Source organism: Immundisolibacter sp. (assembly GCF_041601295.1).
Taxonomy (GTDB): domain Bacteria; phylum Pseudomonadota; class Gammaproteobacteria; order Immundisolibacterales; family Immundisolibacteraceae; genus Immundisolibacter.
Genome location: NZ_JBFIII010000032.1, coordinates 1 through 20,702, shown reverse-complemented (window position 1 = coordinate 20,702; position 20,702 = coordinate 1). Strand labels below are relative to the sequence as shown.

General features: G+C 62.8%; 19 protein-coding genes. 17 read left to right on the top strand and 2 right to left on the bottom strand.

The annotated features are described in order from the left end of the window. The first annotated feature begins 100 nt into the window (after positions 1–100). From ABZF37_RS06060 to ABZF37_RS06020, 9 genes are all read left to right on the top strand, one after another. Positions 101–1,807 (top strand): DUF1302 domain-containing protein, encoded by a 1,707-nt coding sequence (locus ABZF37_RS06060; RefSeq protein ID WP_372717850.1) that lies wholly within the window; start codon positions 101–103, stop codon positions 1,805–1,807. Between the two features lie 38 nt (positions 1,808–1,845). Beyond that, positions 1,846–3,306: a DUF1329 domain-containing protein gene (locus tag ABZF37_RS06055; protein ID WP_372717848.1), complete on the top strand. Its 1,461-nt coding sequence runs from the start codon at positions 1,846–1,848 to the stop codon at positions 3,304–3,306. 102 nt (positions 3,307–3,408) lie between these two features. After that, on the top strand, positions 3,409–4,368 hold the full coding sequence (locus tag ABZF37_RS06050; RefSeq protein ID WP_372717846.1) for a YCF48-related protein: 960 nt from the start codon (positions 3,409–3,411) through the stop codon (positions 4,366–4,368). Positions 4,369–4,416: 48 nt separating this feature from the next. Beyond that, positions 4,417–6,774 (top strand): RND family transporter, encoded by a 2,358-nt coding sequence (locus ABZF37_RS06045; protein ID WP_372717844.1) that lies wholly within the window; start codon positions 4,417–4,419, stop codon positions 6,772–6,774. Then, positions 6,771–8,261: a DUF1329 domain-containing protein gene (locus tag ABZF37_RS06040; RefSeq protein ID WP_372717842.1), complete on the top strand. Its 1,491-nt coding sequence runs from the start codon at positions 6,771–6,773 to the stop codon at positions 8,259–8,261. The genes ABZF37_RS06045 and ABZF37_RS06040 overlap by 4 nt, the downstream gene beginning before the upstream one ends. Positions 8,262–8,279: 18 nt before the next feature. Beyond that, positions 8,280–8,807, top strand: coding sequence for a molybdenum cofactor biosynthesis protein B (gene moaB, locus ABZF37_RS06035; protein WP_372717839.1), 528 nt, complete (start codon positions 8,280–8,282; stop codon positions 8,805–8,807). Positions 8,808–8,842: 35 nt separating this feature from the next. Next, positions 8,843–9,229 carry a TraR/DksA family transcriptional regulator gene (locus ABZF37_RS06030; protein ID WP_372717837.1) on the top strand — a complete coding sequence of 129 codons (387 nt, stop codon included), beginning with the start codon at positions 8,843–8,845 and terminating at the stop codon, positions 9,227–9,229. Positions 9,230–9,254: 25 nt separating this feature from the next. Beyond that, positions 9,255–9,770, top strand: a complete 516-nt coding sequence (locus ABZF37_RS06025; RefSeq protein WP_372717835.1) for an O-acetyl-ADP-ribose deacetylase — start codon at positions 9,255–9,257, stop codon at positions 9,768–9,770. Beyond that, complete coding sequence (locus ABZF37_RS06020; RefSeq protein ID WP_372717833.1) at positions 9,763–10,182, top strand: NUDIX hydrolase; 420 nt, start codon at positions 9,763–9,765, stop codon at positions 10,180–10,182. The genes ABZF37_RS06025 and ABZF37_RS06020 overlap by 8 nt, the downstream gene beginning before the upstream one ends. Here ABZF37_RS06020 and epmB read toward each other — a convergent pair. Beyond that, positions 10,172–11,179: an EF-P beta-lysylation protein EpmB gene (gene epmB, locus ABZF37_RS06015; RefSeq protein WP_372717831.1), complete on the bottom strand. Its 1,008-nt coding sequence runs from the start codon at positions 11,177–11,179 to the stop codon at positions 10,172–10,174. The two genes, ABZF37_RS06020 and epmB, sit on opposite strands and share 11 nt — an antisense overlap. Positions 11,180–11,215: 36 nt before the next feature. Between epmB and efp the strand changes: the two genes are divergently transcribed. Both efp and epmA read left to right on the top strand, forming a co-directional pair. Further along, positions 11,216–11,785: an elongation factor P gene (gene efp / locus ABZF37_RS06010; protein WP_372717829.1), complete on the top strand. Its 570-nt coding sequence runs from the start codon at positions 11,216–11,218 to the stop codon at positions 11,783–11,785. 1 nt (position 11,786) lies between these two features. Then, a complete protein-coding gene (gene epmA / locus ABZF37_RS06005) occupies positions 11,787–12,755 on the top strand; it encodes an EF-P lysine aminoacylase EpmA (protein ID WP_372717826.1) in 969 nt (322 codons plus the stop codon). 43 nt (positions 12,756–12,798) lie between these two features. On the opposite strand, the gene ABZF37_RS06000 is transcribed toward epmA, so the two are convergent. Then, positions 12,799–13,107: a Dabb family protein gene (locus ABZF37_RS06000; protein WP_372717824.1), complete on the bottom strand. Its 309-nt coding sequence runs from the start codon at positions 13,105–13,107 to the stop codon at positions 12,799–12,801. Between the two features lie 146 nt (positions 13,108–13,253). On the opposite strand from ABZF37_RS06000, the gene ABZF37_RS05995 reads away from it, so the two are divergent. The 6 genes from ABZF37_RS05995 to infB all read left to right on the top strand — a co-directional run. Continuing rightward, the gene (locus ABZF37_RS05995; RefSeq protein WP_372717863.1) at positions 13,254–14,363 is read left to right on the top strand and encodes a Re/Si-specific NAD(P)(+) transhydrogenase subunit alpha; all 1,110 of its coding nucleotides are present in this window, start codon (positions 13,254–13,256) and stop codon (positions 14,361–14,363) included. A gap of 33 nt (positions 14,364–14,396) precedes the next feature. Then, positions 14,397–14,681, top strand: coding sequence for a proton-translocating transhydrogenase family protein (locus tag ABZF37_RS05990; RefSeq protein WP_372717822.1), 285 nt, complete (start codon positions 14,397–14,399; stop codon positions 14,679–14,681). A 2-nt stretch (positions 14,682–14,683) separates the two neighbouring features. After that, positions 14,684–16,066: an NAD(P)(+) transhydrogenase (Re/Si-specific) subunit beta gene (locus ABZF37_RS05985; protein ID WP_372717820.1), complete on the top strand. Its 1,383-nt coding sequence runs from the start codon at positions 14,684–14,686 to the stop codon at positions 16,064–16,066. Positions 16,067–16,243: 177 nt separating this feature from the next. Continuing rightward, a complete protein-coding gene (rimP, locus tag ABZF37_RS05980; RefSeq protein WP_372717818.1) occupies positions 16,244–16,708 on the top strand; it encodes a ribosome maturation factor RimP in 465 nt (154 codons plus the stop codon). After that, positions 16,698–18,200, top strand: a complete 1,503-nt coding sequence (gene nusA / locus ABZF37_RS05975) for a transcription termination factor NusA (RefSeq protein WP_372717816.1) — start codon at positions 16,698–16,700, stop codon at positions 18,198–18,200. Before rimP ends, nusA begins: the two co-directional genes overlap by 11 nt. A 15-nt stretch (positions 18,201–18,215) precedes the next feature. Beyond that, positions 18,216–20,702, top strand: a 2,487-nt coding sequence (gene infB / locus ABZF37_RS05970; RefSeq protein ID WP_372717814.1) for a translation initiation factor IF-2, incomplete at its 3' end; no start/stop codon positions are given.

Sequence of the window (20,702 nt, the reverse complement as noted above, 5' to 3'; positions counted from 1 at the left end):
CGTTATCGGTGAAGGGTTCTCGGCATTGAAGGCGGGCCCGGGGGACGGTACCCCACACGCCACAAGGTATCTAGACGCTTTAACTTGAAGGGGACGGGTTATGGGAATACCAACGCAGCGATGGACTATTCTGGTGCTGGCCGCCATTCTGGCTGGTACTACGGGCGCGAGCCGCGCCGTCGATTTCAAAATCGGCGACATGCAGGCGGCCTTTGACACCGACTTGACGTATGGCTTGAACTGGCGCATGCAACCGCCGGACAGCAAAAATCTGGGGCCGTACGGCAACCGGCGGCTGTTCAATGACAAGTACGACATTTTTTCGAACCTGATCAAAGGGTCGCACACCTTCGAGGTCAGGGGCGACAGCTACGGTGGCCTGCTGCGTGGCAACTGGTTCTATGATTTCGAGATGGCCAACCAGCCTCTTCCCGAGGCGGCGGAAAATCGCGCCAAGCAGCACGGCGACATCACCGATGCCTACGTCTACAAGCGCTTTCTGGCCGACCAGTCCCTGTCTGTGCGGCTTGGGAAGCAGGTGATTTCCTGGGGTGAGAATACCTTCATCCAGGGCGCCATCAACGACATCAACACGGTCGACATTTCCAAGCTGCGCACGCCGGGCGCGGACCTGAAGGACGCCTTCGTTGGCACGCCTGCCATTGACGTTTCCTTGAACTTTCTGGAGAACTACACGGTCGAGGCTTTTTACCTGTTCGCCTTTGATGAGGTCAAAGTCGATCCGGTAGGTGGTTTTTTCTCGGGCCTGGATGCCATTTCGGACGGCGGCGGTTTTCCTACCACGGTGACGCCCGGACCGCCATTCTTTAATCCTCGTCCTCGCTGCTTCGCGCCGGACGGTGGCGTCTGTGACCTTCTTGGTGGATTTTTAACACGCGCGCCCGACAACCTTGGGAGCAACAGCGGGCAGTGGGGAATCGCACTGCGCAAGTTCATCCCGAATTTCGGCAACGGTGGTGAGGTAGGTATCTATTACCTGAATCTGCACGATCACCTGCCGATGCTCTCGGGCATAGTCGGCACCGGCAAGTTCGTGGTCGATTACCCCGAAGATATTGAGCGTATGGGCGTTTCGTTCAACACCAATGTGGCGAGCCTGGCCATTGGCGGCGAGTTCTCTTATCGGCGTAATGCCCCGCTGCAAATGACCTTGCCGCTGGTGCTGGCGGGGCCGCCTGGGGGGCCATTCGCACCGTACTTCGCGGCGGCGGGATTGCCGATCGGAACACACGTGAAGGGCTACGAGGACATTGAGCGCTATCAGGTTCAACTCACAGCGCAGAAGAACTGGGGTGTGCTGCATTGGGCCCACGCAGATGCCGCCGGCACGATTGGCGAGATTGCCTGGGGCTGGATCGGAGGCCTGCCGTCCCTGGTCCCGCTTGGTGGGCCCCTTGGCGTCCAAGCGAACCCGCTCGGGGGTTCTAACACGCTTTATAACGTTTTCGAGCCGCACGTGAGCAAGGATTTTGGCAAGCTGGTGGTCCGCCACAGCATGACCTACCAGGCGGCGCTGTTCAACCTGATCGCATTGGAGCCCAATTTCGCCTTCTCGTGGGACTTCCACGGCTATTCCAACGAACTGGGCGGCGCCAAGCTGGTGGTTGAAGGCCGCAAGGCGTTCACGGCAGGCCTCGGCTTTGATTACGGCGGTGGGCAGTGGAAGGGTTCGATCGCCTACACCACGCTGTGGGGTCCGGATAACAAGGTCAACGGCGCGGGTGGCCGCTACAACGGCAGCAATGACCGCGACTTCATGTCGCTGAGCGTGAGCTATTCGTTCTGAGCGACTCTGCCCGAACCAAGTTACCTGGAGATAACGCAATGACCCTTTTCAACCATCGCACACTGCGCCTGGCCGGCGCAGGGTTGCTGGGGCTGGCTCTAGCCGGGTCGGCCTGGGCCAAGCTGAGCGACGAGGAACTGTCCCAGTTGGGCATGACCGGCACGCCATTGACACCGGTCGGCGCAACCCGTGCCGGCAACGAGGCCGGCACCATTCCGGAATGGACGGGTGGTCTGAAGGCGCCGCCGGCCAACTTCCAGCCCGGCGGGACCTGGGTGGATCCGTTCCCGGAAGACAAGGAACTGTTCACGATCACGGCGCAGAACTATCAGCAGTATATGGACAGCCTGCTGCCCGGCCAGGTCGCGATGTTCAAGCAGTATCCGGATAGTTTCCGGATGCATGTCTATCCGGCCCGACGCAGCGCGAGCCAGCCCGACTGGTGGTACGAGAACACCAAGGTGCAGGCAAAACACATCGCGATTTGCGCCGCCTACGCCGAGCGCAACCAACTGTGTCTGGACAATATGCAACCGGGCGGCGGCGTGCCCTTCCCGATTCCCAAGAGCGCGGAGGAGCTCGGCTGGAACTCCCTGCTCGGCCACTACACCGGCACCACGGTGGACGCGGCCAGTAATGGCGCCCTGGTCGATGCGCTGGGCAACCGCACCGACGTGCTCATGCGCTCGCGTGAATACTGGCCGTATTTCGTGCCGGCGGACAAGCGGGAATCCAACGAGTGGTTCACCCAGTGGGGTGGGGCGATCTTGTGCGACTCGTGGAACATCATGCAGCCCCCGCGCTCATCCGGCCTCGTGTTCGGCGGCTGCAACTATGCCGAGAACGTAGATTTTCAGGTGTATTTATACATTCCTGGTCAGCGACGGGTGCGCAAGGCGCCGGAAATCGGTTTCCACGACAGCCCGTCGTTTGCATCCGATGGCCAGCGCACCGTGTCCTCGCGCTGGATGTGGTGGTTCGGTGGCGCTGAGCCGCGCCACAATTACACCTTTGCAAAGGGCAAGGAAGCTTATATCCCCTACAACTCGTACAAGATTGTCGATCCCAACCTGAGTTGGGAAGACATTTATGGCAAGAAACACATCAACCAGGATTTGCTGCGTTACGAGCTGCACCGGGTGTGGACAATTGACGGTGAACTGAAGCCCGGCTTCCGGCATCTTTACAAGCGGCATGTGGCGTACTTCGACGAGGACACCTGGATGGGTGTCGCCTACGAGGCCTACGATGCCAAGGACCGCCTATGGCGGGTGGGTGAACAGTACAACCTCAGCATTTACGACAAGAACCTGATGCGCCCGATGGGCGATGTACAGGTCGACCTGATCAACGGGCGTTATACGACGTTCCCGTACTGGCATGTGCAAGCAGGCAAGGAGACCGGTCTGGGCATGCCCAAGTTCGAAAACTTGGGTGAGTCTACGATTGACCTGTCCATCATGACGCCGCAGGGTCTGCGCAAATTCGGCACGCGGTAGCAGACCGCCGGCAAGGCTTGTGTTTTTTAGCGCTCGGTGGGCTCTGTGGCCCGCCAAGCGCTTTTTTTTTGAAGTTCCGCAATTCTGGCAAAGGGTGTGTTGATGTTGCGTCGTGTCGCTGGCTTGGCGCTGGCCTTGTTCTGCTGGGTTGGCCCAGCGCAGTCGGCTCCGGTGGCCCAAGCCGCGCTGAAAGTCCCCCTTGCTACGAAGGTGGTATTTCTTGGCCTGGCACGTGCCGGCGAGCGGGTGGTGGCGGCAGGCGAACGGGGCATCGTCATCTATTCGGACAACGCCGGCGCCAGTTGGACTCAGGCCGATGTGCCGGTACGCGGCACGCTGACCGCGCTGACCTTTATCGACCCGCGCATTGGCTTCGCGGTTGGCCATGACGCGGTGATCCTGAAGACTGTTGACGCCGGCGCCAGTTGGTCGCTGCTCAATTTTGAGCCGGAGTCGCAGAACGTGATGCTGAATGTGCATTTCCGCGACGCGCGCACCGGCTGGGTGACGGGCAGCAATGGCCAGCTATGGACCACCCACGACGGCGGCGCGAACTGGGACCGACAAACGCTTGCGGTCGAAGACTGGTACCAGAACCATATTTTTGACCTCGCGTGGTTGCCCGACGGGACTATCCTGGCCGTGGCCGAAAAGGGGGTCTTGTACCGTTCCATAAGCGGCCAACGCGATTTCATGCCGATTGACTCGCCGTATGAGGGATCCTTCTTCGGCGCGTTGACCTTCCCGGCGGGTCGGATGTTGATCTTTGGCATGAACGGCCATGCTTTCGTCACGGATGACGATGGCACGTCATGGCAGCGCGTTGTTACCAATACCCAACAGTTCCTTTTGAGTGGCAGTCTGCTTGCCGATGGCTCGGCGCTGCTGGTTGGAGGTGGCGGCACGCTGCTATGGCTGCGGCCAGACGCGTTAACGGTACAAGCGGCTCGGCCCCTGGACCGCATCGGATTTACGGCGGCCTTGCCGGCTGGTGACGATCTTTATATTGCAACCGCCGCCGGTGGCGTGCGCAAGTTGCCGCTGGCTCAGATATTCAAGTGACCGCCGACGGCAAGCGGTTATCCACAGGCACGTAAGGCAATCGGTCCCATGGCAGCAGATGTAGGTTACGGCGCGGGCCTGGAAAGGTTTTCCGCCGCGATTTCCGGGTTTTTAATCGGGCGCAGGGTTTGGGTACTGGCGCTCACCCTGGCGCTCACAGCATTTCTGGGCTACCAGGCGGCCAATCAGCGGCTTGACCCCGGGTTCGACAAGTCGGTGCCCTTGTCGCACTCGTACATGAAAACCTACACCAAGTACAAGCCCGAGTTCGGAGGCTCGAACACCATCACAGTGTTCGTCGCCGACCGCAGCGGTGATATGTTCAACCCGGCCTTTTTCAAGGTTCTCGAGCAGGTGACCCAGGAGATCCTGGTCATGGACGGCGTGGATGCCCGCACGGTGACCTCGCTGTTCACCCCAAACGTCAATTTCGTAGCGGTGACCGAGGAAGGGTTCACCGGTTCGCGCATTGTTCCGGCGGATTTTCAGGCCACCGAAGCTGGGCTGCAGGAGGTCAGGGAAAACCTGTATCGCTCCGACGAGATCGGTCGAACGGTAGCCAAGGATTTCTCCGGTGCACTGGTCATTGCAGAGTTGATCGAGCGCGATCCCGCCACCGGGGTCAAGCTCGACTATCGCGAAGCGGCACGCAGGCTGGAAGCGCTGCGTGTGAAATACGAAGGCGAAGGCTTCGACATTGGCATCATCGGTTTCGCGACCTTCATTGGTGACATCATCGAGGGCGCGCTCGGCGTCATTCTGTTCTTCGCGATTACGCTGGCGGTGACCTTCGTACTGCTGATCTTCTTCGCCGGATCGTGGAAGCTGGCGCTGGCGGCAATCTCGGTATCTCTGGCAGCGGTGGTCTGGCAACTTGGATTGGTCAAGCTGTTGGGCTTCGGCGTTGATCCGCTATCCATTCTGGTGCCCTTTCTCGTGCTGGCCATCGGTGTCAGTCACGCGGTGCAGATGACCAATTCCTGGCGCCTTGGAGTCATTGCGGGCATGGACGCGCCAAGCGCAGCGAAGGATGCCTTCAACAAGCTGTTTATTCCCGGTGCCACTGCGTTGATTTCTGATGCGGTAGGTTTTGCCGTCATTATGGTGATCGATATCGACATCATCCGTGAGCTTGGCATTACTGCCAGCATAGGTGTTGCCGTGATGTTGCTCACCAACAAGTTCATGTTGCCAGCGCTCCTTTCTTACATGCGTCTGAATGAGCGGGAGATTGCCCGAGCGAAGCTGTCCACCGAGGGTGACGACCATCCCGTCTGGAATTTGTTGACACGCGCCAGCCGGCCTCGCCCGGCTATGGCTATCGTCGGGGTGACCATTTTCCTGGTCGCTTTCGGGTCCTGGCAGACGAAAAGTCTTATCGTTGGCGACTCGGAAGCCGGCGCGCCAGAGTTCTGGCCGGATGCCCGTTACAACCAGGACACTCAGGCTATCGTCAGCAAGTTCACGGTTGGATTGGACGAGTTCGTTGTAATGGCGGAATCGCCTAAGGACAGCGCATGCGTGGACTACGGCGTGATGTCAACGATTGACGATTTTGTCTGGCAAATGCGCAATGTGCCAGGCGTGCGGTCGGTGAAATCGCTGACTCAGGTTGTGCGCGAGCGCAATGTCGGCAATTACGAGGCGAATCCAAAATTCCTGGGTTTGCCGCGCAACGAGCAGATGATTTCCGCCAATATCTACCGGGTCGAGATGTCGCAGCGGCTGTTCAACAACGATTGTACGGTGATGCCAGTAACCATCTATCCGGTCGATCACCAAGCGCACACGCTGGATCGCATAGTCCTGGCGATTCGGGCCTACGACAAGGCCAACACAAACGACGACGTCACGTTCCGGATGGCGATGGGAAATGCCGGTATCTGGGCAGCCACCAACGAGGCGGTCAAAGATTCCGTGCTGACCATGGACTTGATCCTGTTCGCGGCGATCGCGGCATGCTGTTTCTTTACTTTCTTCTCCTGGCGGGCGGCACTTTGCGTGATGCTGCCGCTGGTCGCGGTATCGATTTTCGCCAATGCAGTGATGGTGTTTCTCAACATTGGACTGAAGGTATCGACATTGCCGGTTTTGGCCTTGGGGGTTGGTGTCGGAGTGGACTACGGTATCTATTTATTTGCCCGTGCGTACGTGCATTTGCGTGAGGGCATGGATGTTGAATCCGCGTTCCGCCTGTCCTACAGGGAGGTGGGAACAGCGGTGGTGTTCACAGCGGTCACCATGAGCTTCGGGGTCGCTCTATGGTATTTCTCCGCGCTCAAGTTCCAGTCGGACATGGGCGTGTTGCTGGCGTACATGTTCTTCGTGAACATGGTGGGTGCGGTAGTGTTGATGCCCGCAATTACTCGCTTCCTGATAGGCAGGGTGCGCGCCGTTCCGGCTTGATCCTTGCCAGTGCGTTGCAACGTTTCTTAAAAGATAGGGAGGGACAAGGTATGTGTGGAGAGATTGCCAAACTCGGAGCCGTTGTCGGCCTGGCATTGACGATGGCTTCCGCGGCGTGGGCCAGGATCACGCCCGACGAGGCCGCCCAGCTCGGCCTCACCGGTACGCCACTGACCCCGGTCGGCGCAGAGCGCGCCGGTAATGCCGACGGCAGCATTCCTGAGTGGACCGGCGGCATCGAAACACCGCCGGCCACCTTCAAGTCCGGCGGGCCGTGGGTCAATCCGTTTCCGGACGACAAACCGCTGTTCACCATCACCGCTCAGAACTATGCGCAATATCAGGACAAGCTGCTGCCCGGACAGGTGGCCATGTTCAAGCAGTATCCGGGCAGTTTCCGGATGCACGTCTATCCGACGCGGCGCAGCGCGTCGTTCCCTGACTTCGTCTACGAAGCGACTAAGCGCCAGGCGCTGGCCGCCGAGCTGTGCCCGGGCTGGGACACCAAGGGCGCGGTCTGCCTAGTGAACCATGTCGACGGTGGCGGTTATCCGTTCCCAATTCCGGAAAATGCGTTCGAGGTGGGTTGGAACCACTACCTCGCCTATCAGGGGCAGGCAATCGAGGGTTTTATGAACGCGCCGTTGATTGACGCGCTGGGCAGTCGGGTTGATGTGATCATGGAGCAGTGGCAATCCTACATGTGGTGGGTGCCGGCCGCCGAGCGTCCGACTGGCGAATGGTTTCACCGCAGTGGTGGGCCGCTCTTGTGCGACGCATTCCAGATCAAGCAGCCGCCGCGCCAGTCGGGCCTGATTGGTGGAGGCTGCAACTTCGCCCAGGAATTTGATTTTCAGGCTTATCTGTATGTGCCGGGGCAGCGACGGGTGCGCAAGGCACCTGAAATCGGCTTCCAGGACAGTCCTTCGTTCGGTTCGGACGGCCAGCGTACGGTCACCTCGCGTTGGCAGTGGTGGTTCGGTGGCAAGGAGTCGCGCCACGATCTGAAGCTTAATGGCAAGAAGGAGCGCTTCGTACCGTACAACTCCTACGCCCTTGCTCAGGAGAACGCTACACCTGAGGAGTTATTCGGGAGGCGGCACGTCAATTCGGACCTGATCCGCTACGAGCTGCACCGGGTGTGGGAGCTCGAGGCGACGTTGCGACCGAGTTCCCGGCATTTATACAAACGCGTCGTTTCGTACATGGATGAGGACACCTGGCACGGCATGGGGCACGAGGCCTACGATGCGCGCGACCGGCTTTGGCGCATGGGCGAGGGTTACGTGCTGAACCTATATGACAGCCGCTCGATGCTCATCTGGGGAGACCAGTTGGTCGACCTGGTCAACGGTCGCTACACCACCTTCTTCGGTTGGTACGGCAACCTTGGCATGGGGCAGCCGAAGGTTGGTCTGCTCAAGGATTCGACCCTCAATGCGGAAATTTTCACGCCGCAGGGTATGCGCAAATTCGGTACACGGTAACCATATGGCGCCCCCCCGATGAGTGACGCGGGGGCACGGGCCTTCGTTCCCGTGGGCATAGCAGTGCTCACGGTCAGCGACAGCCGCGGCCTGGAGCAGGACAACTCTGGCCGCGTGCTGGTCGAACGGCTCTCGGCAGCCGGGCATCGACTCGCCGGCCGGGCCATCCTGCCGGATGACATTTACCGGATCCGCGCCCAGGTCTCGGCCTGGATTGCTGATCCGGCGGTGCAGGTGGTGCTGACCACCGGCGGCACCGGCCTGACCGGCCGGGACGGCACACCGGAGGCGGTGGTGCCGCTGCTGGATAAGCACATCGACGGTTTCGGCGAGGTGTTCCGCGCCTTATCCCTGGACGAAATCGGTGCGTCCACCATCCAGTCGCGCGCTGTTGCCGGGGTAGCCAATGGCACCTACATTTTCTGTCTGCCGGGCTCCTCGGGCGCCTGCCGCACGGCTTGGGATAAGCTGATCGCCCCGCAGCTCGATTACCGCACCCGGCCCTGCAACCTGGTGGAATTGATGCCGCGGCTGCTCGAGCGCTGATCGCTCGTCCTTAAACTGATTACGAGGAGCTGCGCGTGAATGGATTGACCAGTAGCGAAGTTGAGCAGCTGCGGCTGCGGCTTGCCCAGGAGCACGCCGATCTGCGCCAGGAGGTAACCGCCGAGCTGGAACGCAGTGAGCAGGGGCGGTACCTGGAACTGGCGGGCCGCGTCCACGACCGGGGTGACGAGTCGGTGGCCGATCTGCTGGCCGACCTGGAACTGGCTGCTCTGGATCGTCATGTCCATCGCGTGCGTCTGGTGGAGGCCGCGCTGGCCGCTATCGAGCGGGGGCGTTATGGCTTGTGTCGGGCGTGTGGCGTACAGATCGGCAGCGGTCGTCTGCATGCCGAGCCGGCCGCCGAGCGATGCCTGGAATGTCAGACCACGGCCGAGCAGGGACGGCACGCACCCACGCTGTGAGCCGCCCTCGGTGACCGGTCAGGCGATGCGCCTCAGTGCTGTGGAAGGTGACATCGCCCGGCTGTCGGTGGAGGCTATTGTCAACGCGGCCAATGCCTCGCTGCTGGGCGGTGGTGGCGTGGACGGTGCCATTCATCGGGCCGCCGGGCCGCAGCTGCTGGAGGAGTGCCGCACGCTGGGTGGCTGCGCCACCGGTGACGCCAAACTGACTGCGGGCTATGGGCTGCAAGCGCGGTATGTCATTCACACCGTTGGTCCGGTCTGGCAGGGCGGGACGGCCGGTGAAGACGCGTTGCTGGCAAGTTGTTACCGGCGCTGCCTTGAACTGGCCGCTGCGCATGCTGTGACGAGCATTGCTTTTCCTGCGATCAGCACTGGCGCCTACGGTTTTCCATTAGCGCGGGCGACCGACATTGCCGTCGCTACAGTGTCGGCAGTCATCGCTACCCAGCCGGCGATTACCCGAGTGCAGTTCGTTTGTTTCAGCCGCGAGGTACTGGCGCTGTATCGGCAGGTGCTGGCACGGACCGACCATGACTGAGTGGCCGCAGCGGCCCCAGGTAGCTGTCGGCGTGTTCGTATTCGATGCAAGCGGTCGCGTGCTGCTGATTCAGCGCGGTCGGTCGCCCGGCCAGGGCCTGTGGTCGGTGCCCGGTGGCAAGGTGGAGTGGGGCGAGGCGGTGACTGACGCCTGCCGGCGTGAGGTGCGCGAGGAAACCGGCGTCGAGGTGACCCTCGGTCCGCTGGTGACCTGGATCGAGCGCATGGACAGCGCACACCATTACGTGATCCTCGATTTTCTGGGCACGCCGGTGCGCGACCCTATCCTGCCAAGGGCCGGCGACGATGCTGCTGATGCACGCTGGATGACTGACGATCAGTTGCTGCAGGTGCCGTTGACCGAAGGCTTGCTGCCGGTGCTTGAGCAGGCGCGTGCCCTGCTCAGGCGATGAGGGTTTTGCCGCTGGCGCCCGGGATTTCCCGGACCAGGCGTGGTACCAGATAGCCCGGCAGCCTTGCCCGCATGGCGTTAATCAGCGCCTCGCCTGAGGCCTGCGGAACGTCGAAATGTGCCGCCCCCTGCACCCGGTCGAGCAGGTGCAGGTAGTAGGGCAGCACGCCAATGCCATGCAGACGCTCGCTGAGGGCGATCAGCGTATCGGCATTGTCGTTTACGCCGCGCAGCAGCACGGCCTGGTTCAGCAGGGTCACCCCGCTGTGGGTCAGGCCGGCAAGCGCCGCCGCGACATCGGCATCGATCTCCGCCGGGTGATTGGTGTGTAGCACCAGAACCTTGCGTAGCGACAAGGGCGCCAGCCAGCGAAGCAGGGCGGCGTCCACGCGCTGTGGCAGTACCACTGGCAAGCGGCTGTGGATGCGCAGCGTGTGGATGTGCGGGATTGCTGCCAGGCGCTGCGCGAGGGCGGCCAGGCGCAGGTCGCCAAGCGTGAGCGGATCGCCGCCACTTAGAATTACCTCGCCGATGCTGGCATCGGCAGCGATTGCGGCCAGTGCCGGCTCCAGTCGCGAGCCGCCCGCGTGGGCATCGGCGTATGGGAAGTGACGCCGGAAACAGTAGCGACAATGTATGGCGCAAGCACCGGTAGCAATCAGCAGCGCCCGCCCGTGGTATTTTTTGAGCAAGCCCGGCACCGGTTGGGTCGCCGCCTCGGCCAGTGGGTCGGCGCTGAAACCGGGCTGGGGTTCGCATTCGACATCCAGCGGCAGCACCTGTCGCAGCAGCGGATCGGCGGCATCGCCTGCGGCGATCCGCGCCAGATACGGCGCCGGCACACGCAGCGGGAACAGCGCTGCGGCACGCCGGGCCGCCGGCAGCAGGTGGTCTGGCAGACTCAGCGCCCGCAACAGCTGGGCCGGATCGCAAATGGCCTGCGCGAGCAGCCTTTGCCACGGCGCCTGTGCGCTGGCCGCCGCGGCCGGAATCGACATGCGTGCTCCCCTGAATAACGTTTAAACGAGGCAATTATGGCGTCTTACAGCACCAACGAATTTCGCGCCGGGCTCAAGGTCATGCTGGACGGTGACCCCTGCGACATCATTGAAAACGAGTTCGTAAAGCCCGGCAAGGGCCAGGCCTTCAACCGGGCGCGCTTGCGCAACCTCAGGACTAACAGGGTTTGGGAACGCACGTTCAAATCCGGCGAGACCATCGAGGCGGCCGACGTGGTGGATACGGAAATGCAGTTCCTGTACGCCGATGGCGAATCCTGGTGCTTCATGAACCCGACTTCCTTCGAGCAGGTGCATGCCGGTGCATCGGCCGTTGGCGACAAGGCGCAATGGCTCAAGGAACAGGACAACTGCACGGTGACCTTGTGGAATGGCGAGCCGATTGTCGTGGCGCCGCCCAATCACGTGGTGATGAGGGTGACTTACACCGAGCCGGCTGTGCGCGGCGACACCAGCAGTGGCGCGACCAAGCTGGCGACGCTCGAAACCGGCGCCACGGTGAAGGTGCCGCTGTTCGTGGAGATCAATGACCTGTTGCGGGTAGACACCCGTACCGGGGACTACGTCTCCCGCGTCAAGGAGTAATTTGAGCGCGTCCGCGCAGCAGGGCGGCGACTGGCGGCCCGGGGCGAGCCTGGACACGCTGCGTATGCGGGCTGCCCTGCTGGCGGACATTCGGGCCTTTTTTGGGGCTCGGCAAGTGCTGGAGGTCGACACGCCGTTGCTGGGGCTGGCGCCGACCAGTGACCCGCATCAGCATTGTCTCGCCGTGCCGGTGCCAGATGTCGGGGCGCGTTACCTTCAGCCGTCTCCGGAATTCGCCATGAAGCGGCTGCTCGCCGCCGGGGCCGGGAACATCTACCAGATAGGCAAAGCCTTTCGCGCCGGCGAGCACGGTGCGCGTCACCGGATCGAGTTCACGCTGCTGGAGTGGTACCGGATCGATTTCGATTACCGGGCGTTGATGAATGAGGTCGAGGCGCTGGTCTGTGGTCTGCTGAACCGGCCCGCGGCGCGTGTGCAAAGCTACGGCGAGCTGTTCGAGCGGTATGTCGGGCTGGACCCGTTGTCGGCGACTGACGCCCGCTTGTGGCGGCGCGTGGCTGCTGCGGGCATAGAGCCGTCGCCGACTTTGCAGGCCGCCGGGCGCGATGCCGCGCTGGACATTCTGCTGACCGGTCTGGTCGAGCCTGCCCTGGCGTCACTGGGCGTGGTTTTTGTATATGACTACCCAGCAAGCCAGGCGGCATTGGCCCGGCTGCGCCCGGATCAGCCGGCGCTGGCCGAGCGCTTCGAGCTATACGTGGATGGCCTCGAGCTGGCCAATGGATTTACCGAACTGGCCGACGCTGGCGAGCAGCGCCGTCGCTTCGAGGCGGATAACCATATCCGGCAAGCGAACGGACTCCCGCAGGTACCGCTTGATGAGCAATTGTTGGCTGCGCTGGGGCATGGTTTGCCGGACTGCGCGGGCGTTGCGCTGGGATTCGATCGCCTGCTGATGGTGGCGGCAGGGCTGGGCGACATCCGGGCAGCGCAGGCCTTTGCCGATTAATTGGCGGTCCGCGAAGTCCAGAATGGACTTATTCGGGCCTGAATCAGTACTCGTAGTCGAAAGCCACCACGCTGTCCTCGAAGCTGCCGTCGAGCAGGGGCCCGATGTCCTGGGCGATCGCCACGTGTTCGGGGGACGGCAGGTAGCGGTCGCGCGATGCGGCGTCGCGAAAATCCATCGAGAAGCCATAGTTGAAACCGCGGTTGATGCCTTCCGGACTCGAATACGGGCCGCCGCTGAAGCTCAGCAAGCCGTCGAAACTGTCGACCATGGCGCCGAAGCGGTCGAACAGGGCCTTGGTTTCCGTGTCCACGCCGGGCTTGAGCCTGACCATCACCATGTGTCGAATCATTGCGTTGCTCCGGATAGCAGGTTGGGCCAGCGTGTAGAATGCCGGCAAATTTTGAGGCCGGTCGCGCATGCGGCCGGGGCAGTTTGCCACAGCGCCCGATGTGTTGAGCGGGCGGTTTACGCGACGACAAGAAACATTCCATGACTGTGTTGGTGGGGGTGCTGCGCGAGCGCGCGAGCGGTGAGTGTCGCGTGGCGGCGACGCCGGAGTCGGTCAAGAAATTGCTGGCACTGGGCGTGCAGGTTTGCGTTGAAACCGGTGCCGGTGAAAGCGCCCGCTATGCAGATCGCGCGTATACCCAGGCCGGTGCCCGCGTGGTGGGCGCGTCCGAGGTTTTCGACTCGGACGTGCTGCTCGCGGTCCGCCGGCCGGACGGTGAGCAGGTGGCCGCCATGCGCCCGGGTGCGCTGCTGGTGGGTTTCATGGAGCCGCACGCGGGTGGGCTGGATACGCTGGCGGACGCCGGCCTGAGCGCGCTGTCCGTGGAGCTGATCCCGCGCATCTCTCGCGCTCAGGGCATGGATGCGCTGTCCTCGCAGGCCAATATCGCCGGTTACCGGGCGGTGCTGGAGGCGAGTCTCCATTACCGGCGTTTCCTGCCGTTGATGATGACCGCTGCCGGCACGGCCAAACCGAGCCGGGTGGTGGTGCTGGGCGTCGGCGTGGCGGGCTTGCAGGCGATCGCCACTGCGCGACGTTTGGGAGCGCAGGTGGAAGCTTTTGATGTGCGCCCGGAAACCCGTGAGCAGGTGCTGTCCCTGGGTGCCAGGTTCATCGACATTGACCTCGGGGAGAGCGGCGCCGGGGCAGGGGGATACGCCCGCGAGTTGACGCCCGACGCTCAGCGCCGCCAGCAGGAACTGCTGGGCGAGCGTCTGCAAGCGGCCGACATCATTATTACCACGGCGCTGATACCCGGCCGCCTGGCGCCCGTGCTGGTGCCCGAGGCCGTGGTGGCGGGCATGCGGGCGGGTTCGGTGATCGTCGATCTGGCGGCGGCCAATGGCGGCAACTGCCCACTGACCGAGGTCGACCGGGTGGTGGAAAAACACGGCGTGACGCTGGTCGGTTTTACCGACCACCCTTCGCGGGTCGCTACCGACGCCAGCGCCTTCTACGCCAGAAACGTACTGAACCTGCTGGCACTCGTGCTCAGGCAGGACGCCGCCGGCACTACGCTGGTGCTCGATACCGAAGATGAAATCATTGCTGCCGCGTTGGCCGTGCACGCCGGCGCGGTGCGGTTTGTGCCGTAGACCTAGCGCCGTACAGGTTGGAGTAATAACACCATGACCGCGATTGTCGTTTCGCTGTATATTTTTGTACTTGCCTGTTTTATCGGCTACCAGGTGATCTGGGGCGTGACACCGGCCCTGCACACGCCGCTGATGTCGCTGACCAATGCCATCTCCGGCATCATCATCGTCGGCGCCATGCTGGTGACCGGCTTTCACGAGGCCGACGGCCTGACCCGCGGCATTGGCTTCGTGGCGGTGGTGCTGGCCTCAATCAACATTTTCGGCGGCTTCCTGGTTACCCAGCGCATGCTCGCCATGTTCAAGAAGAAACCATAAGCATGGGCGCAAGTGCCTTGGCCGTGGCGTATCTGCTCGCCGCGGTGTTGTTCATTCTCGGTCTGAAGGGCCTGGCGTCGCCGCGCACGGCGCGAGCGGGCAACTTCTACGCCATGGCCGGCATGGCGCTGGCGGTGCTGGTCACGCTGGCCGCGCCGCAGGTGACCGATTACGGCTGGATCGTGACCGGCGTCATCGTCGGTGGTGGTATCGGTGCGTTGCTGGCACGGCGCGTGAAGATGACCGACATGCCGCAGCTGGTGGCTATCCTGCACAGTTTTGTCGGTCTGGCTGCGGTTCTGGTGGCACTGGGCACTTACCTCACGCACCGTGGCACGGGCGCTCCCGACCGACTGCTGCTGGCCGAGCTTGGCATCGGCAGCTTCATCGGGGCCATCACGTTCACCGGCTCGGTGATCGCGTTCGGCAAGTTGCAGGGCCTGTTCAGCTCGGCGCCGCTGCGCTTTGCCGGCCAGCACTGGGTGAATCTGGCGTTGGCGCTGCTGATGCTGGGTTTTGCCGGCCAGTTCGTGCTCGGCGGCGGTCTGCCGGCCTTTGCGGCCATGACGGCACTGGCGCTGCTGCTGGGCGTGCTGCTGATCGTGCCGATCGGCGGCGCCGACATGCCGGTGGTGGTGTCGATGCTCAACTCGTACTCTGGCTGGGCCGCCGCCGCGACCGGTTTCACGCTGCACAACGAGTTGCTGATCATCACCGGCGCCTTGGTGGGCGCTTCCGGTGCCATTTTGTCCTACATCATGTGCCGGGCCATGAACCGGTCCATCCTCGGCGTGATCTTTGGCGGATTCGGTACCGGGCCGGGGGCGGCGGCCGCGACCGGCGGCGCCGAGGGCCGCGCGGTTAAATCGGCGGCGGTGGAGGACGCCGCGTTCATGATCGAGAACGCCGGCAAGGTCATTATCGTGCCCGGTTATGGCCTGGCTGTGGCGCAGGCCCAGCATGCAACCGCCGAACTGGTCGATGCGCTCGAAAGGCAGGGCGTCGAGGTGAAGTTCGCCATTCATCCGGTTGCCGGACGTATGCCCGGACATATGAACGTGCTGTTGGCCGAGGCCGACATCCCTTACGACAAGGTGTTCGAGATGGACGAGATCAATCCTGATTTCGCCACCTGCGACGTGGCTCTGGTCCTGGGTGCCAACGACGTCACTAACCCGGCTGCCAAGACCGACCGGGCCAGTCCCATCTACGGAATGCCGATCCTGGACGTGTACCGCGCGCGGCAGATTTTCTTCGTCAAGCGCAGCATGCAGCCGGGCTACGCCGGTGTCGACAACACCCTGTTCTACCAAGACAACTGTGCGCTGGTGTTCGGCGATGCCAAAAAAGTGGTGGAAGGACTGACCCAGGCGCTGGGGCATTGATCCCGCCCTGCCGCGAGCGCTCTGACAGGCTGCCTGCCTCATGCTGGGTAGGTGTCATTTTGCGTCCGTCGCCGCTATAATCGCCGGCCTCTATTCAGCGTGTATTGGATGGAATGGGCCGTTGGCCCATTTTTTATTTTTGGGTGGCGGAATTTGTCGGCGTCTTTGAGCGAGCAGGTGCGAGATCTTCTCGGCCCGGCGCTGACCAAGCTGGGTTACGAGTTGGTGCATGTTGAGTACATCACGACGCGCCCGCCGTTGTTGCGTCTGTATGTTGACGCGGCGGCCGGGATTACGCTGGATGATTGCGAACGGGTGAGTCAGTACGTGAGCGGTTTATTGGACGTGGAAGACCCACTACCGGGTGCCTACAGGTTGGAGGTGTCATCGCCGGGCCTGGACCGACCTTTGGTGACCGCTGAGCACTTTCGCCGTTTCGCTGGCAGTGAAGTGCGTGTGCAGTTACACCGGATGTTGCAGGGCTACCGACGCCTTCGCGGCCGGTTGTGCGGTGAGGCCGACGGCATCGTGCAGGTGGAGGTCGACGGCGAGCGGCTGAATTTACCACTGACAGAGATCAAGGCGGCGCGCCTGGTGCCGGACACCGGGGCGCAAACGCGGAGTAAGGGCCATGGACACTAGAGAAATTCTGCAAGTGGTAGACGTCGTCTCCAACGAGAAAGGCGTTCCAAAAGAGGTGATTTTCGAGGCCATCGAGGCGGCCTTGGCAGTGGCCTCGCGCAAGGTCCATGGCGAGGCCCTCGACGTGCGCGTCAGCATCGATCGGCTGACCGGTGAGTACGACACCTTGCGGCGCTGGACGGTGGTCGAAGACGACGCGGAAGAGATCGAGCCAGAACAGCAGGTCACGGTGTCCGCGGCCCAGGCCGAGCACCCTGGTCTGGCGCCGGGTGATGTCATCGAGGAGCTGCTTCCCTCGGTAGCGTTCGGACGCATCGCCTCGCAAATGGCGAAGCAGGTGATCGTGCAGAAGGTGCGCGAGGCCGAGCGGGAGCAGATTGTCGAGGCCTATACGCCGCGAATCGGCAATATGTTGATAGGCCAGGTCAAGCGGCTCGATCGGGGAAATCTTATTGTCGATCTGGGCGGTAATGTCGAGGCGCTACTGACTCGCGAGGAGATGATCGCGCGCGAGAACATCCGCATCAGCGACCGAGTCTGCGCGTTGCTGATCGATGCACGCATCGAACAACGCGGTCCACAGCTGTTTCTTAGCCGACGTGTGCCCAAGCTGATGATGGAGCTGTTTCGCCGCGAAGTGCCGGAGGTTGCCGACGGCGTGGTCGAAGTGGTCGGTTGTTCCCGCGATCCCGGAGTACGCGCCAAGATTGCCGTGCGCAGCTATGACCCGCGCATCGACCCGATTGGCGCGTGCGTCGGGATGCATGGCACGCGCGTGCAAAGCGTGTCGAACGACCTTGCCGGCGAGCGGGTGGACATCGTCCTGTATGACGCCAACCCGGCCCAGTTTGTGCTGAATGCCCTGTCTCCCGCCAAAGTGGTGTCAATCACTATGGACGAGGAGAGCCACACCATGGACGTGGCGGTGGCCGAGGATCAGCTGCCCATCGCCATCGGTCGCGGCGGACAGAACGTGCGCCTGGCGAGCGAGCTGACTGGCTGGGACCTGAACATCATGACCGAGGAGCAGGCGGCCTTGAAGCAGGAGGCCGAAACCGGAGTGTTGCGTCAGTTGTTCATAGACAAGCTGGACCTGGACGAGAACGTGGCCGACATCCTGGTTCAGGAAGGTTTCACGAGCGTCGAGGAGGTCGCGTTTGTGCCGGCGGCAGAATTGTTGGCAATTCAGGAATTTGACGAAGACATCGTGCAGGAACTGCGCAGCCGGGCACAGAACGTGCTGTTGACGCAGGAGATTTCCCGCGAAGAGCACTTGGGCAACGCCGAGCCGGCGGCTGATTTGTTGGAAGTCGAGGGGATGACGCGGCGGCTGGCATACCAGCTGGCCAGCCACGGCATTATTACCCGCGAGGATCTGGCCGACCAGGCAGTGATCGATCTGCTGGACATCGAAGGTATCGACGAGACGCTCGCCGGTCAGCTCATCATGGCGGCGCGGGCGGCGTGGTTCGCCGACGGCGCGCAGGCCTGACGGAGGTTTAGACAAGTGGCAGCCCAGTCTATAGAACAGTTTGCGGACTCCATTCGGGTGCCGGTGGAGCGTCTGCTTCGGCAATTGCAAGAAGCCGGAGTGGGTGCCCGCCAAGCGGGCGACCCCATCACCGACGACGAAAAGGCCAACCTGCTGGGTTACCTGCGCAAGGCCCATGGTGCGGAAGGCGTTGACACCAGTCCGACCCCACGCAAGATTACGCTGACGCGGCAAGTGGTCTCGGAGCTACGCCAGCCGGCGGTGGCGCGCCGTGCCGGGCCGGCCAGTGCTCCGGCGACACCCGCCAGCAAGGTGACGGTGGTTACGCGTAAGCGTCGCACCTATGTTAAGCGTGACGAAGCGCAGGCGGCCGATGATCTGCCGATGGCCGAAGAGCTTGAGCCGTTGGTCGAGGCGATCCAGAGTGAGGCTCCTGAGCCCACCATAGAGCCGGAAGCAGCGGCGGCCGAAGCGTCATCCGAGCCGCTTGAGCAGTCGCCTGCCCTGCAGCCAGAGCTGCCGCCGGAGCCCGTGGCGGAGCCGGTAGCCGATCGTCAGCGGGTCGAGCGGCCGGCCCCTGCGGGTGCTCGTCCGGCACCGGCCGGGCAGCCATCAGGCCGGCAACCAGCCCGTCCACAGACCCCAGCGCGCAAAGAGGAAGCCGGCCGGGGAGGCCCCGGAAACAAGCGTAAACGGGGTGGTCGTGAGGAGCGCGGAGGTTTCGGAGACGAAGCCCTGGGCCGGCTCCACAGTCGGCCGCGTGCCGGCGGGTCGCGCCAGCAGTCCACCCGGCACCAGTTCGAGCGCCCGCAAGGCAGCATCACGCGCGAGGTGGAGGTGCCCGCGGGTATTACCGTTGCCGAATTGGCGAGCCGCATGTCCGTGAAAGCGGCCGAGGTCATCAAGTGCCTGATGCGCATGGGCCAGATGGCCACGATCAACCAGGTGCTCGACCAGGACACCGCCATGCTGGCGGTGCAGGAGATGGGTCACACGGCCATTGCCGAGGCAGCGGAGACGCCCGAGTCCCTGGTCGAAGACCTGGCGCCCCAGGGCGAGGCGCGACCGCGGGCACCCGTGGTTACCGTCATGGGGCACGTCGATCACGGCAAGACGACTTTGCTCGATTCCATCCGCAAAACTCAGGTCGCGGCCGGTGAGGCGGGTGCCATCACCCAGCATATTGGCGCCTATAACGTCATCACTCCGCGCGGCAACAGAACGTTCCTGGACACGCCCGGTCACGCGGCATTTTCCGCGATGCGTGCCCGTGGTGCGGCGCTTACCGACATCGTTATCCTGGTGGTCGCTGCCGATGATGGGGTCATGCCGCAAACCATTGAGGCGTTGCAGCATGCCAAGGCGGGCGGCGTGCCGCTGGTCGTGGCGGTCAACAAGATCGACAAGCCGGACGCCGACCCGGAGCGGGTCAAGCAGGAGCTGATTCAGTACGAGGTGGTCTCCGAGGATTTTGGCGGTGACGTGCAGTTTGTGCCGGTGTCGGCCAAGACTGGCCAGGGCATTGATACCTTGCTGGAAGCGGTCGTGCTGCAGGCGGAAGTAATGGAACTGAAGGCGGTTGCCCTGGGACCGGCCTTGGGCGTGGTCGTGGAAGCGCAGCTTGACCGCGGTCGCGGCCCGGTCGCCACGGTGCTGGTGCAGGCCGGTACGCTAAAACGAGGCGACATGGTTCTGGCCGGCAATGAGTTCGGGCGCGTGCGTTTGCTGCTCGACGAACATGGCCAGCCGCTGCTTGAGGCGGGCCCCTCGCAGCCCGTGGAAGTGCTCGGGCTGTCCGGTGTGCCGAACGTGGGTGATACCTTCAACACGGTAGAGGACGAGCGCCGGGCACGCGAGATAGCCCAGTTCCGCCAGCAGAAGGCGCGTGAGGCGTCGCTGACCCGGCGTGAGACGCCTTCCGCAGACATTTTCAGTCAGTTGCGGGCGGCCGAGATCAAGATGCTCAACGTCATCATCAAGTCCGACGTCCAGGGTTCGGCCGAGGCGATTTCGGGTTCCTTGCTTGCACTGTCGACGGACGAGGTCGGCGTGCGCGTGATCGCATCCGGCGTGGGCGGCATTACCGAAACCGACGTCAACCTGGCGGTGTCGACCGGGGCCTTGCTGCTGGGCTTCAACGTGCGCGCCGACGCCACCGCCCGCAAGCTGATCAAGGAAGCCGGGGTTCAGGTCCGCTATCACAGCATCATCTATGAGGCTATTGATGAGGTAAAGCTGGCCCTGGGCGGCCTGCTGGAGCCGGAGATCAAGGAAAACATCCTGGGTCTGGCCGAGGTGCGCGAGGTCTTTCGCTCTGCCAAGCTGGGCGCGGTCGCCGGCTGTATCGTGGCCGATGGCGTAGTACGCCGACGCTGCCCGATTCGGGTACTGCGGGCCAACGTGGTGATCTTCGAGGGTGAGCTCGAGTCCCTGCGTCGGCATAAGGATGACGTCAACGACGTCCGAGCCGGGACCGAGTGTGGCATCGCGGTCAAGCAGTAC